Source organism: Paenibacillus sp. SER-28 (genome assembly GCF_052906305.1).
Map to the genome: position 1 here is coordinate 463458 of NZ_JBRECM010000002.1, position 13732 is coordinate 477189.

The 13732-nt window shown below is 47.7% G+C and carries 12 protein-coding genes; all 12 read left to right on the forward strand.

The annotated features are described in order from the left end of the window. The first annotated feature begins 30 nt into the window (after nucleotides 1-30). The 12 genes from ACUYLD_RS07560 to ACUYLD_RS07615 all read left to right on the forward strand — a co-directional run bounded on the left by ACUYLD_RS07560 (nucleotide 31) and on the right by ACUYLD_RS07615 (nucleotide 13723). A complete protein-coding gene (locus tag ACUYLD_RS07560) occupies nucleotides 31-1353 on the forward strand; it encodes a CCA tRNA nucleotidyltransferase (RefSeq protein ID WP_342418445.1) in 1323 nt (440 codons plus the stop codon). Then, the gene (locus ACUYLD_RS07565; protein WP_446674705.1) at nucleotides 1346-2320 is read left to right on the forward strand and encodes a biotin--[acetyl-CoA-carboxylase] ligase; all 975 of its coding nucleotides are present in this window, start codon (nucleotides 1346-1348) and stop codon (nucleotides 2318-2320) included. The genes ACUYLD_RS07560 and ACUYLD_RS07565 overlap by 8 nt, the downstream gene beginning before the upstream one ends. A 344-nt stretch (nucleotides 2321-2664) precedes the next feature. Next, on the forward strand, nucleotides 2665-3564 hold the full coding sequence (gene panB, locus ACUYLD_RS07570) for a 3-methyl-2-oxobutanoate hydroxymethyltransferase (protein ID WP_322171488.1): 900 nt from the start codon (nucleotides 2665-2667) through the stop codon (nucleotides 3562-3564). Further along, entirely contained in the window at nucleotides 3561-4499 is a 939-nt protein-coding gene (gene panC, locus ACUYLD_RS07575) for a pantoate--beta-alanine ligase (RefSeq protein ID WP_446674706.1), read from the forward strand. Before panB ends, panC begins: the two co-directional genes overlap by 4 nt. Then, nucleotides 4492-4875 carry an aspartate 1-decarboxylase gene (panD, locus tag ACUYLD_RS07580; protein ID WP_013371641.1) on the forward strand — a complete coding sequence of 128 codons (384 nt, stop codon included), beginning with the start codon at nucleotides 4492-4494 and terminating at the stop codon, nucleotides 4873-4875. Before panC ends, panD begins: the two co-directional genes overlap by 8 nt. An 82-nt stretch (nucleotides 4876-4957) precedes the next feature. After that, complete coding sequence (locus ACUYLD_RS07585) at nucleotides 4958-5590, forward strand: tetratricopeptide repeat protein (protein ID WP_061829188.1); 633 nt, start codon at nucleotides 4958-4960, stop codon at nucleotides 5588-5590. A gap of 155 nt (nucleotides 5591-5745) precedes the next feature. After that, on the forward strand, nucleotides 5746-8613 hold the full coding sequence (gene dinG, locus ACUYLD_RS07590) for an ATP-dependent DNA helicase DinG (protein ID WP_446674707.1): 2868 nt from the start codon (nucleotides 5746-5748) through the stop codon (nucleotides 8611-8613). Between the two features lie 44 nt (nucleotides 8614-8657). After that, entirely contained in the window at nucleotides 8658-9311 is a 654-nt protein-coding gene (locus tag ACUYLD_RS07595; protein WP_023989135.1) for a redox-sensing transcriptional repressor Rex, read from the forward strand. Next, nucleotides 9298-10599: an amidohydrolase gene (locus ACUYLD_RS07600; protein WP_069289812.1), complete on the forward strand. Its 1302-nt coding sequence runs from the start codon at nucleotides 9298-9300 to the stop codon at nucleotides 10597-10599. Before ACUYLD_RS07595 ends, ACUYLD_RS07600 begins: the two co-directional genes overlap by 14 nt. A gap of 37 nt (nucleotides 10600-10636) precedes the next feature. Beyond that, the gene (locus tag ACUYLD_RS07605; protein ID WP_165177181.1) at nucleotides 10637-11161 is read left to right on the forward strand and encodes a cell wall elongation regulator TseB-like domain-containing protein; all 525 of its coding nucleotides are present in this window, start codon (nucleotides 10637-10639) and stop codon (nucleotides 11159-11161) included. A gap of 533 nt (nucleotides 11162-11694) precedes the next feature. After that, nucleotides 11695-12228, forward strand: coding sequence for a hypothetical protein (locus ACUYLD_RS07610; protein WP_061829183.1), 534 nt, complete (start codon nucleotides 11695-11697; stop codon nucleotides 12226-12228). Continuing rightward, nucleotides 12221-13723, forward strand: a complete 1503-nt coding sequence (locus ACUYLD_RS07615; protein ID WP_069289810.1) for an AAA family ATPase — start codon at nucleotides 12221-12223, stop codon at nucleotides 13721-13723. Before ACUYLD_RS07610 ends, ACUYLD_RS07615 begins: the two co-directional genes overlap by 8 nt. Nucleotides 13724-13732 lie beyond the last annotated feature (9 nt).

The window sequence follows — 13732 nt, forward strand, 5'->3', positions numbered from 1 at the left end:
ATATTGAATACTTGCAAAGGGGGAAACCCTATGAATACAAATACTTGGCAATATGCTGACCAAGAGATGGCATTTCATGGCAGAGAGGTCATACATGCACTAACCGCAGCAGGCCACGAAGCCTACTGGGTCGGTGGCTGTGTGCGGGATGAGCTATTAGGAAGAGCCATTCATGATATGGATTTGACTACTTCGGCTGAGCCTGAACAGGTCATAGCGCTATTCCCTCACGTCATTCCGACAGGAATTCAGCATGGGACGGTTACGGTCATGCAGGGTGGCCATGCGTTCGAGGTAACCACTTTTCGTACGGAAAGTGGTTATGCCGATCACCGCCGTCCAACGGAAGTTGCCTTCGTAAAGGATATCCGTGAGGATCTGATGCGACGGGATTTTACTATGAATGCGATTGCGATGGCAGAACACGGAGAGCGGGTGGACCCATTTGGAGGAGAAGCCGATTTACGAGCCGCTCTCGTTCGTTGTGTAGGCCGAGCCGAGGAACGTTTTGAAGAGGACGGGTTACGAATGCTGCGATGCATCCGTTTTGCCTCTGTGTTTCGGTTCCGTGTTGCTTACAACACCTGGAAAGGCATGATTCGGCGCAAAGAGGGACTTCGTTACATAGCCATGGAACGTGTGCGGGTCGAGCTGGAAAAGATGCTAGCGGGCCCTGACCCTTTACGTGGGTTGGAGATGCTGAGCCGTAGCGGATTGCTCGGTTGTACGAAGGTTCCGGTTCCTTGGGAACAATGTGAAGCATGGGCGCTCAAGGGGATCGTTCAACTGCAAGAAGAACTGCGGTGGGGCCTGCTCTTAATGTCTTGTAGACTTACCTCAGAGGCAGCGGACGAGCTACTAAGAGCTTGGACCTTTTCCAACGCGGTACGACTTCGGCTGGTTCATCTGCTGGAATGGGAGACCGAATTAATCTACAGTGCTGGTGCCATAGCTGGCGATTCCGATCCGGGGGAGTCTGGCATTGTCAACGATGAGGCGCTGCGTCGTAGCTGGATTCGTCTGCTAATTAGACTGGGAAAAGATACAGCTTCAGACTGGCTTGATCTTTACAAGACACTGCCTGCTTCATTCCGCGGATTACCGCCGTGGGTAGAAAAGCATGTGGCGAAAACAGCCGAACTGGCAAGCTCGTGGACAAAGCAGGCTGTAGTCGTTCGTATCAAAGATTTAAATATTACAGGAAATGAACTGGTTCAGGCGATGAATCGACCAGGCGGCCCTTGGCTGGGTCAGATGATGGAACAGCTTTTACAAGCTGTTGCCTGCGGAGATATTCCGAATGAAACAGAAACATTGCTTCAGGAAGCGAAACGGGTGATGAGTAGTGAATAATCATGAAAGATTGTTAGGCATACTGGAGGAAGGTACATCCGATTACGTATCAGGGGAGGAAATCAGCCGACGCCTCTCGGTTAGCCGAACAGCAGTATGGAAGCAGATCAACAAACTGCGTGAGTTGGGCTACAACATTGATGCCTCCTCGCGTCGGGGCTATCAATTGATATCCCGACCGGATCGGCTGCAAGTCTCCAAATTGGCCGATATGTTAAATACTCAATCGTTTGGCCAGCGTATTGTTGTACTGGATTCGACGGTTTCCACTCAGCAAGATGCCATGCGTTTGGCAGAAGAGGGCGCGCCAGAGGGGACAGTAGTGCTTGCGGAGGAACAAACGGCAGGTCGGGGGCGTTTGGGACGGAAGTGGTATTCCCCTCGTGGCAAAGGAGTCTGGATGAGCATTGTGTTGCGTCCTACCCAGCCCTTGGCTTTTACCCCCCAGCTAACACTACTTACAGGTGTAGCAGTGTGCAGGGCCATTCGTCGGCTGACAGGTGTGGAGGCTGGTATCAAATGGCCAAACGACGTGCTGATTCATGGTCGCAAAGTATCCGGTATTCTGCTGGAATCTGCAACAGAGGATCAACGGGTTCGATACTGTATTGCAGGGATTGGCATTGATGTGAATTTAAATAAAGAAGATTACCCGGAAGAGTTATCGCAGGTGGGAACGTCCTTGAAAATAGAAGCAGGGCGTGAAATTGACCGTACTGTGCTGATCGCCTCAGTGCTAGAAGAGATGGAACAGCTAAGCAAGTTGTATGCCGAGCAGGGGTTTCAGCCTATAGCCATGCTGTGGGAGGCTTTGTCCGTGACTATGAACCGTAGCATACGGGCACATACCGGGCAAGGGATAACTGTAGAAGGTACAGCTGTTGGCTTGGACCCTTCCGGGGCACTCGTAGTAGAAACGGATCAGGGAGAGCGAATTCAGGTCATTTCAGGGGATATACAATTGTAGAAGCACCCTAGCTATGAAAACGACCAAAATCGTTCTATTCCCTGTGCAAAACTTCACGTGAAAAAACTGATGTTTTTTGTTATACTGTGCAGGAGGCGGCATCGGACGGTCCGAGCTGCACTCCAGGGGCACATGCTCTACTTTAGCAAGTTTGTAAGACCATCATAACTTCATTTGAAGGTTACGTTGGATTCTGCTCTGAGCCGAACAGGACCGAGACAGAAGGGACGATCTCAAAATGAGTGTCTTTTTTGGCTGTTCGGACCTTTTGATGACGCAGATGTACAGGCGTTCATAAAAGGTTATTTTTTGTGCCAAAAAAAGATGGAAGGGAGCCATTTACAATGGCAGGAAAACAAGCACTGAATATTGTGAAAATGAAAAAAATGAAGCAAGAGGGCATTCCGCTTAGTATGCTGACCGCCTATGATTATCCATCGGCTAAAATAGCCGAGGAGGCGGGAATTGACATGATTCTCGTGGGTGACTCGCTGGGTAACGTAGTTCTTGGTTACGATTCAACCATCCCTGTAACCTTGGATGATATCGTGTACCATTCCCGGGCAGTCGCAAGAGGCGCGGAACATACATTTATCGTAGCGGACATGCCTTTTATGACATATCACAGCAGCGTATCAGAAAGTCTTCAGGGCATCCGCCGTCTGATGCAGGAAGGACATGTGCATGCTGTTAAATTGGAGGGCGGAGCTGAAATTGCTGATGTTGTAAAAGCAACTGTTCAGGCAGGTGTGCCTGTATTGGGACATATCGGGCTTACTCCGCAATCGGTTAATCAAATTGGCGGCTATCGCATTCAAGGCAAGGACGAAGCGGACGCACGCCGGTTAATGGCGGACGCCAAGGCGCTGGAGCAGGCGGGTGCTTTTGGCATTGTATTGGAACTGGTAACTGAGGAAGTGGCAACAGCGATTTCTAAAGAGCTTTCCATTCCAACCATTGGAATTGGTGCTGGACGTGGATGTGACGGTCAGGTACTCGTTTATCACGATCTGATTCAGTACGCATCGCCTTATTTCAGCAAACGCTTTGTTAAAACCTATGCCGATGTAGGCGGCTTGATTCGCAGCAGCATTGAGCAGTATGTGAGTGATGTGAAAGGGCGGGCATTTCCGGCCGCGGAGCATGTGTTCAGCACGGATGACCGCGTTGTGGAATCCCTGTATGGTAAGGCAAAAGGACAGACACAGGAACAAGCTAAGGAAAAGGTGGAATCACGATCATGATCATTGTAAGAGAAGTGGCTCAGCTGCGCAAGATTATTGCTGAACGTCGGCAGCTTGGGACAAGCGGGACAAAAAAGGTACACGGTTGTACCTCTTTACAGCAACATAAAGTCGGCTTTGTACCAACAATGGGATACCTGCATGAAGGGCATGCGAGCTTGATGCACAAGGCGCGTGAAATGGCGGATACGGTGGTGCTTAGCATTTTCGTAAATCCGATTCAATTTGGACCGAATGAAGATCTAGACAGCTATCCTCGCGATGAAGCTCGTGATTTGGAGGTAGCGCGGCGTGAAGGCGTGGATATTGTTTTTTTACCAACTGTAGCAGAAATGTATCCACAACCAACCCAAACCAAAATTCGTGTATCCGCTTTGACAGATCGTTTGTGCGGTGCTTCCCGTCCCGGCCATTTTGATGGTGTGACTACGGTGGTAGCCAAACTTTTTAACATGATAGGTCCTGATTTGGCTTTCTTTGGAATGAAGGATGCGCAGCAGGTTGCTGTGCTCCAGCAGATGGTGACTGATCTCAATATGAACGTGACTATCGTACCTTGTCCCATCGTCAGAGAGGCGGATGGTTTGGCCCTCAGCTCCCGTAATGTGTATTTAAGTGCAGAACAGCGCGAGCAGGCGTTGGTGCTGTCTCAGTCACTGCGTAAGGTGCAAGAAGTGAGCGAAGATATAGTAACAAACACAATTACGATTCGTGAGCTACATCAAATGGTGGAGTCCACCATTACTTCCTCTCCTTTAGCAGACATTGATTACATTGAAATATTAACTTTTCCCGGTCTGGAGCCCCTTCTTCCCGAGCAGCGGCTATGTGATGTTCAGGAAGACGTCATCGTAGCGCTGGCTGTGAAATTTGGCAATACCAGACTGATTGACAATATAAGAATACAGAAGGCGGAGGTGCTTTCCCATGTTTAGAACCATGATGAAATCCAAAATTCACCGCGCTACGGTTACGGAAGCTAACCTGAACTATGTGGGGAGTATCACTATAGATGAAGATCTCATGGAGACATCGGATTTGTTGGAGAATGAAAAGGTTCAAATTGTAAACAATAACAATGGAGCTCGACTGGAAACCTATGTTATCCCCGGACCGCGTGGGAGCGGCGTAATCTGTCTCAATGGTGCGGCAGCCCGTTTGGTGCAGCCTGGTGATACAGTCATTATTATTTCCTATGCTTCCATGTCGAATGAAGAGGCCAAAACATACAAACCAACAGTGGTATTTGTTGATGAACATAATAAACCAGCCCAAACGATGAACAAAGAAGTACACGCGACGATCATGTAATGAATGGGAGTGCGGATGAAACCCGTCTTTTAAGCGAAAAATGTGAGTGTATTAATCCATCTTTCATAAGGGCGGGATGCACATGTTCCAGCATGTATTCGCAGAAATGAACAGCATGTTAGATGATATCGTGAAGCATTACCCATCAGCCCAGGGCTCCCGCAGGCAGGAGCTGCTACAGCACTGGAGTCTGCTGCGGAGAATGAGTGACGGAATTATGGATGAGTGGCTGGCCTTTGAGGAAAAAATGGTTTGCCTGCGTGCGGCCGGGTTTTCCGCGGAGACCGATATGTCTGACACGGAGCTGCCTGAAAAAGAGCTGCCAGCTTTTAATCGGGGGCAAGGGTATTATCGATTACTCATGTACCCTGAGGCGATCCAACAATTTGAGCAGGTACTACAGCATTTTCCGAACAGCTGGCAGAGTCGCATGTATATGGGAATGGCCTATTTTCAACTAGATGATCCAGCAGAGGCTGTATGCCATTTTCAGAAGGTGCTGGACCTGACTGAGCAGGCAGGACTGAAGGCGGTCATCTATAATGCGCTAGGCTGTCTGTTGGCAAAGCAGGCTGACGTAGAGGAGGCGCAAAAATGTTTTGCTCTCGCACATCAGTTCGATCCTGCGTTACCCGAGCCGCTGCACAATATGGAAGCCTGTCTGTCCGGTACCGAAAAGCTTCGATACGACAGCTCCATGATGACCTGGATGTAGTTGTCAGACACCGAGCAAGACGATGCATGCCCACCTCTCAGGCGGCGTGTGCATCGTCTTTTTTGGCTGTCTTAATTTCCAAACAGGCGATCTTCTGCTATGCTAATATACAGAGTTATTATTTTTGTAAGTGTCATAAGAAAGGATTAGCCCGAATGAAATTTGCGGTATTGGATTTTGAAACGACAGGCACCCAGTCCGCGGATGACATCATTCAAGTCGGACTTGCAATTATAGATCATGATAACAGCATTTCCCGTGTTTACAGCTCTTATGTAAACCCTGGCAGATCTATTCCCCCTTTTATCACCGGGTTGACCGGAATTACAGACGATGACGTCAAGGATGCTCCTGCACTTGAAGAAATGATGATGGAGCTCGTGCCTATGCTGGACGATGTTGTACTGGTCGGTCATAATGTGGCGTTTGATTTTAATTTTTTGCAAAACGCTCTGGATCGGTGCGGATATTTGCCGTTTAGCGGAAGAATCTTGGATACAATGGATTTTCTGAAAATTATGTTTCCATCGCTATCTTCGTATCAGTTGGGTTTTGTGTCTTCTGAGTTTGGGCTGGCGCATGATCGCCCTCACCAAGCAGACAGCGACGCGTTGGCTACGGCTGAGGTGTTTTTAAAGTGTCTGGGTGAGCTTCAAGCATTACCTTTGATAACCATACAGCGGCTTAGCGATTTGTTTGCAGAGGAAGACAGTGACCTTGGATGGTTTCTTGATGGGGTGCGTGAAGAGAAAGAGCTTGATCCTATTCAGGATCTGGAGGGGCATCAGTTTTTTCGTCAGCTTGCGCTAAAAGTGGAAGATTGGACGGAGCTAGCTGCTCCGCGTAGAGAAGATGACCCGAATCCACTGTCAGGTGTTTCCTTTGAGGAGTACATGGATGATGTGCGGGACAATTTGCGTTCATCCTTGAGCCAATATGAGGAGCGCGAGGCGCAGATACAGATGATTGAGGGTGTAAATCAGGCACTGAGTGAAGACAAGCATCTGCTGATCGAAGCAGGTACAGGAACAGGGAAGTCCCTCGGCTATTTGCTCCCATCGCTGTATCACAGTGTGAAAAAAGGACAGCGAGTTATGGTAAGTACACATACGATCAACCTGCAGGAGCAATTACGCGAGCGTGACATTCCTATGCTGACCAAGGTGATTCCGTTTCCGTTCCGGGCTGCTATTTTCAAGGGTCGGGGACATTATTTGTGTCTGCGTAAGTTTGAACATAAAATAAACAGAAGAGACTTCGCGACACCGAAGGAAGATTTAATTACAGCTGCTCAGATGATCGTCTGGTTGACGCTAACAGAAACCGGTGATGATGAAGAACTGAATCTGAGCAACCGTGGTGGAGATTTCTGGGAAACGGTGGCGAGTGATTCAGAGTCCTGTCTTGGTCGTTCTTGCCCATGGTTCCGCAAATGCTATTATCATCGTGCACGCCATGAAGCAGGGATAGCGGATGTTGTTATTACGAATCACTCTAAGTTGTTTACAGACGTCAAAGCTAGTCACCAATTGTTGCCGAGCTATGAACATCTGGTGATTGATGAAGCCCATCACCTGGAGGAAGTAGCTGGTAAGCACCTAGGTATGCATATGAAATATTTCACACTCGTGCATACACTGACGCGACTGTTCAAAGACAGCAAGAATGGACAACTGCCTTCACTTCGTCAACAGTTGGCGAAATCGGGGCACGAGAAGTCGACGGATTGGGCCTCAACCATCGATCAGATGTATCCGCTCGTGTTAGAGGTTAAGGAAACTTGGGACCTGCTAAGCGACAAGCTGTTTGGCATGTTGCCAGAACGAAGCGATGCGACACCAGGTGAAACAGGACAGTTTTCTTCCCGTCTCAAACCTTCAGCCAAGCCTGCAAAGTGGGATCAGGCGGGGGCTTTGGAAAATCAGCTATATGTAACGATGAGTGAAATTTTGCGCAAGGGTGACAAGCTGATGCTGGACGTCAAGGAAGAACATGACGATTATGCGGCGGATAGCCTTATTACAGATATCACGGGTCTGCTCAAGGATCTGGCGGGGATTCGAGAAAATTTGCGCTTTTTTATGCGACTCGATGATGAAACAACCGTATACTGGCTCGAAGCGAGTGGGCAATTCCGCAGTAAATCATTACAATTTTATGCGGTGCCCGTCGATGTGAGCCGCCAGTTGAAAGAAATGTTTTTTGACAAAAAAAGAAGCATTATTCTGACGTCTGCTACCTTATCGGTAGATAAGTCGTTTCAGTACATGATCGATCAGCTCGGCTTGCAGGAAGCCGCAGATCAAGAGCGGCTGATGACTTCGCAGCTCCCGTCACCCTTTAATTACAGGGATCAGGTGCTGCTGGTCATTCCACGGGATTTCCCAAGCGTGAAGGGCAGTGTAGGAGATGCACACTTTGTAGATATGCTCGTTAGCTCTCTAGGAGCGACTGCTCAGGCGACGCGGGGGAGAATGCTCGTTCTGTTTACTTCCTATCGGATGCTCCGGCAAGTGTATGAGCCGCTCAAAGAGGCCTTAGCATCCAGCGAAATTACTGTGCTGGGACAAGGTGTGGACAGTGGGAGTCGCAGCAAGCTAACCCGCCGTTTTCAGGAAGCCAAAGCTTCTGTATTGCTGGGAACCAGCAGCTTCTGGGAAGGCGTCGATATTCCGGGGAAGGCTCTGACTTGTCTGGCCATTGTTCGCTTGCCATTTCAACCGCCGAATCACCCGTTGCTGGAGGCAAAAAGCGAGCTGCTCCAGCAGCAGAAGAAGAATCCATTTATGAAGCTGTCTGTACCACAAGCGGTCATTCGCTTCAAACAGGGATTTGGTCGGTTGGTTCGTACAGCGAGCGACCACGGGGTCGTTATCGTTTACGATACGCGTGTGATCGAATCCTATTACGGAAAGCACTTTTTGTACTCGTTACCGGGACCAAAAATGGAGCATATGCCATCGGAGCAAATGGTGCCCCGCATCGCCGAATGGCTCCAATCCGCCCCGGAGACCGAGGCATAACGGACGGACACTAAGTATGTTCGTTACAATTAGGGGGAGCAAGTATGAAATCAGATAAAATTTCAGAGGCTGTCGTACGGAGGTTACCCGTATATTTACGTTATCTGAATGCACTTCACAAACGGGAGGTGGCTACGGTCTCTTCTCAAGAGTTGGGACAGAGGCTAGATTTGAACCCGGCCCAAATCCGTAAAGATCTCGCCTATTTTGGAGATTTTGGTCGGAAGGGTATCGGTTATGATGTTTCTTATCTAATTGAGAAAATACGCCATATCCTGAAAATCGATCAGCAAATTAATGTAGTATTGGTCGGAGCGGGTAATCTGGGGCAAGCCCTTTCGAATTATAACGCTTATTTAAAAGACAATATGAAGATTGTAGCGGTATTTGATGCGTTTCCGGATAAGGTAGGGACCAAGATCAATACATTGGTCGTGCAACCGATGGATGAACTGGAAGCGACTGTGAGAGAAAAAAACATTCGAATCGGGATTATTACCGTACCTGATTTTGAAGCACAGCACGTGGCTGACAGGCTTATTGAGAGCGGAATTGGAGCGATCCTGAACTTTGCACCGACTACTCTCAAGGCACCGGCCAACATTCGGATTCATGCCACAGACTTTACAACTGATTTGCTTAGCCTCGCTTATTATTTGGAGGACGGAAAGGAAGAAACACAATATGACAGTGAATAAATGGATGATTAAAAACGGCTCTTTTGCCGTAAATGGACCAGAAGCTGGGGTAATCCATGGTTTTATGATTGTGGAAGATAGCCGCATTACTTACATTGGCGAGACTTTGCCTTCGGGTGAGGAAGAGACGGAAGCGATCGATGGTAAGGGGCTTTTGTTTTTACCTGGTCTGATTAATACTCATGGTCATGCGGCGATGTCTCTGCTGCGTGGGCATGGAGATGACTTGGCACTTCAAGTATGGCTTCAGGAAAAAATGTGGCCTATGGAAGCCAAGTTTACATCTACGGACGTGTACTGGGGTACGTCGTTGTCTGTGCTGGAAATGCTGAAAGGTGGAACAACGACCTTCCTGGACATGTACGATCATATGGATGAGGTGGCTCGTGTGGCTGAAGAGTCAGGTATTCGTGCAAGTCTGATGCGTGGAGCAATTGGACTATGTTCGGAGGAAGAACAGCGAATCAAGCTGGCTGAGGCCGTGACTTTTGCGCGTAACTGGCATGGTAAAGCAGACGGGCGTATTACAACGATGATGTCACCGCATGCGCCATACACCTGTCCACCTGCGTTTATTGAAAAATTCGTACAAGCTGCGCATGATCTGGATTTGCCGCTGCATACGCACATGTCTGAGACGATCGCCGAAGTGGAGCAAAACGTACGTGACTACGGTTTGCGTCCAGTTGCACACTTGGATAAGCTTGGCTTTTTCTCCCGTCCTTCGCTTGTTGCCCATGGCGTTCATTTGAATGACGAAGAAATAGCTTTACTGGCTGAACGTGGTGTAGCGGTTTCGCACAACCCAGGTAGCAACTTGAAGCTGGCAAGTGGTGTGGCAAGAGTGCCTGAATTGCTGCGTGCAGGGGTTACCGTTTCTCTCGGAACGGATGGTCCTGCCAGTAATAATAACCTGGATATGTTCGAGGAAATGCGTCTGGCAGCACTTATTCACAAGGGTGTATCTGGTGACCCTACGGCAGTTCCTGCGAGTGAAGCGCTGCGTCTGGCAACAGAATACGGTGCAAAGTCAATTGGTTTAAAAGAAGTAGGAGCGTTGGCAGCAGGCAACAAGGCTGACTTTATCGCGCTGGATCTGAATCAGGCACATTTCTTGCCACGTACAGATCTTATTTCCCATGCGGTATACTCAGCAAGCGCCAAAGACGTGGTTCACGTATGGGTAGACGGTCGTCAGGTTGTGAAAAACGGCGAATGCCTGACTATGGACGAGGAACGCATCAAACATGAGGCACAAGCCGCCTTTGAAGGGCTGCTGTCGCGCTAATTCAGGTGTCACATCCCCTTAGAGAGGAAGCACGGGTTTGAAAAATAAGAAAAAGTGGATAGCGGTCGCCATTTTGGCCGTAATACTGATCCTGGTCAGCATTTTCTGGTATTATTCCTATGTTACTCAAGACCAGGTGGCTGAGAAAAATGCCGCTATCATTAAGGCCAAGCAATCAGGTGGTCTGGTTAGCACGACTCAAACATGGAAGTCTGTGTGGGATCAGGTATATTGGGTGGTTCAAGGGAAAAATGCACAGAATGAAAATATAATGGTGTGGGTTCCTTTTCAAAAAGTGGAAGGACAACCTAACGTACCTGCCGCAGATAATAGCGGTGTTCACACCGAACTGCTGAAGAATGGAGTCGATGAGCAAAAAATGACGGCAATAATTCAGCAGCAGCTTCCAGGTGTAAAAATTGTAAGGCTTCAGCCGAGTGTGTTCAATGGCGAATATGTGTGGCAGTTGTTTTACGATGATGGAAGTCATCATTACTACAGCTTTTATCGTTTCTCAGATGGGGTAGCGACGGGTGTAAAATATACTTTGCCCAATAACTAGCTGGTTGAGGATTAGCAGATGTGGAATGAATGACTAGTAAATAATTGAAAGCTTAAGAAAAAGACGTAAATGCGATGAAATTCGTATTTACGTCTTTTAGTCTTGCTATGCCGTAAAGTGGGCTGAAAACCAGTGAAGCATCTTTACCTATCCATCTTCTCTCCTAGGGCAAATTCATCTTTATGGCGGGCAGCACGGAGTGGAGGATTTGAATTTGGAGAAGAGGAGCGTTCGCCATTGCCGCCGGATTTAAGAATATAATCGAGAAAAATCGGATGGCAACAGCGATCGTAAGATCAAATCCTACGCTCAGCGTCTCGCCTCCACCTTAACCAAAGATTTTGCCTCATCACAACTCCTCCACACATTGCCTTCGATATTAGATATACGTTATGATATACTATATTTTATAAGTGATAGACAAAAATGATAGAAAAAAGAATTGCTGATCGGTGTAAGATCATGCAATTTGGTTGTTTGTTGACATTCGTCCCGTTTCTTCTGGGTTTTACATTTTGAGAGGAGGATGTTGTTTGAAATTGCGTGCAGTTCCTATCGTTGTGGCGGCAGTTTTGGCAGCTTTGCTGCTATTTGGGGGATGGTTCATTTACCGTCAGGTTACAATGCAAAGCCCTCTGGAAAAACTGGTTTCTCAATATCCAGGCGTGACAAGCGCTCAAATAGATATTAAACAGGATCAGGTTGTATTGAAACTAGATCTCAAACCGCAGGCGGATGTGGCCGGATTAGTCGATGTGGTTAAGCAAAAAGGACAAACCATCATTGGCAGCCGTACCATTAAGCTGGATATTGAAGATCGTTCCAATTCAGCACTGAATCAATGGTGGTCTGAGGCTATGTTTCCTGTAGCCGAAGCGATGGAAAATAAAAAGTATACTCAAATTTCATCTACAGTTGAGCAGATGAAAAAGAAAAAGACGGGTATCAAAGCTGATACCGACATGGATTCGAACAATGTCTATATCCGACTCAGCGAAGGGAAAGCGACCAAATTTATCGTATTGCCACGTCAATCTCAGCAAATGGGGGTATGGCCTAATGCCTAGATGGATCAAGGAAACATTAATCGGCATAGTGCCGGTGACTATTATATTTCTCGTTTTTATTGGGGTGAATATTATCCCTCTTCTAGTTGCTGGCGTGATGCTCAGCGGCTTGTTAATGCTCATGCATGCACGTGGTGGCTTGGCCGTAGGTGCTGGGCAAGAACGTAAACGCAAAAAAAATGGTCCGGACAAACTGACTTTTGAGGAAATCGGTGGGCAGGAAAGCGCTAAACAGGAGTTGCGTGAGGCCCTGGACTTTTTGAATCGACATGATGAAATTTCCAAGTTTGGTATCCGTCCATTAAAAGGCGTTCTACTCACAGGCCCTCCGGGAACAGGGAAAACACTGATGGCGAAAGCAGCCGCACACTATACTAATTCTGTATTTGTTGCAGCCTCAGGTAGTGAATTTGTTGAAATGTACGTTGGTGTTGGCGCGGGTCGTGTCCGTGAGTTGTTTCGGGAGGCACGTACTCGTGCAGCCAAGGAAAAGAAGGAAAATGCGATTATTTTTATTGACGAGATCGACGTAATTGGTGGTAAACGTGAGGGTGGACAGCAACGAGAATATGATCAGACTTTGAATCAGTTGCTGACAGAAATGGATGGCATTTATTCGGCAGATACACCGCGGATTTTGATCATTGCAGCAACAAACCGTAAAGAAATGTTGGACAGCGCCTTAACGCGTCCAGGACGTTTTGACCGTCATATTCAAGTGGATTTGCCTGACAAGAAGGGCCGTCTTCATATTCTTAAAATTCATGCCAAAAACAAACCGATTCAGGAAGATGCGAATCTGGACAAAATTGCTGAGGAATCTTACGGGTTTTCCGGCGCACAGCTGGAGAGCGTGATGAATGAAGCGGCAATCTATGCGATGAGACAGGATCAGAAAATGATTGCGCAGAAGCATCTGTCGATGGCAATTGACAAAGTAATGATGGGTGAAAAGACAGATCGAGAATCGACGTTGGAAGAGAAAAAACGTGTAGCGATTCATGAACTGGGACATGCTATTATGGCCGAAATTGTTCGTCCCGGTAGCGTAAGCCAGGTAGCACTTAGCCCACGTGGGAAAGCGCTTGGCTATGTGCGCCACAATCCACAGCAAGAGCATTATTTATACACCAAGCAGTTCCTGGAGGAGCAGATCATGATCTCACTCGCAGGGGCTACGGCGGAAGAAATGTACTATGGCGGTCGCAGTACCGGCTCAAGTAATGATTTTGAGCAGGCGCTGAATATCGTCCATACGATGATGACTTCCGGTTTGACTTCACTTGGCATTATTAACATGGAAATGGTAACCAAAGAAGAACTTATGCGGGAAAATGGCGAGATTATGGCTGACCTGCATACCCGAACTTTGGAGTTGCTGGAAAAGCATCGTCCTGTGTTCGACAACTCACTTGACATCCTGATGAAGGAAGAAACTCTGTCTGGAGATCAATTTAGATGTCAATTTAGTGAAAATGCTTTATTACCAGCATAATTTTTTATG

Excerpts from the sequence above, each read along its gene's own strand:
- ACUYLD_RS07560 (WP_342418445.1), top strand. The coding sequence starts at position 31 with ATGAATACAAATACTTGGCAATATGCTGACCAAGAGATGGCATTTCAT.
- ACUYLD_RS07585 (WP_061829188.1), top strand. The coding sequence starts at position 4,958 with ATGTTCCAGCATGTATTCGCAGAAATGAACAGCATGTTAGATGATATC.
- panD (WP_013371641.1), top strand. The coding sequence starts at position 4,492 with ATGTTTAGAACCATGATGAAATCCAAAATTCACCGCGCTACGGTTACG.
- ACUYLD_RS07595 (WP_023989135.1), top strand. The coding sequence starts at position 8,658 with ATGAAATCAGATAAAATTTCAGAGGCTGTCGTACGGAGGTTACCCGTA.
- panB (WP_322171488.1), top strand. The coding sequence starts at position 2,665 with ATGGCAGGAAAACAAGCACTGAATATTGTGAAAATGAAAAAAATGAAG.
- panC (WP_446674706.1), top strand. The coding sequence starts at position 3,561 with ATGATCATTGTAAGAGAAGTGGCTCAGCTGCGCAAGATTATTGCTGAA.
- ACUYLD_RS07600 (WP_069289812.1), top strand. The coding sequence starts at position 9,298 with ATGACAGTGAATAAATGGATGATTAAAAACGGCTCTTTTGCCGTAAAT.
- ACUYLD_RS07615 (WP_069289810.1), top strand. The coding sequence starts at position 12,221 with ATGCCTAGATGGATCAAGGAAACATTAATCGGCATAGTGCCGGTGACT.
- dinG (WP_446674707.1), top strand. The coding sequence starts at position 5,746 with ATGAAATTTGCGGTATTGGATTTTGAAACGACAGGCACCCAGTCCGCG.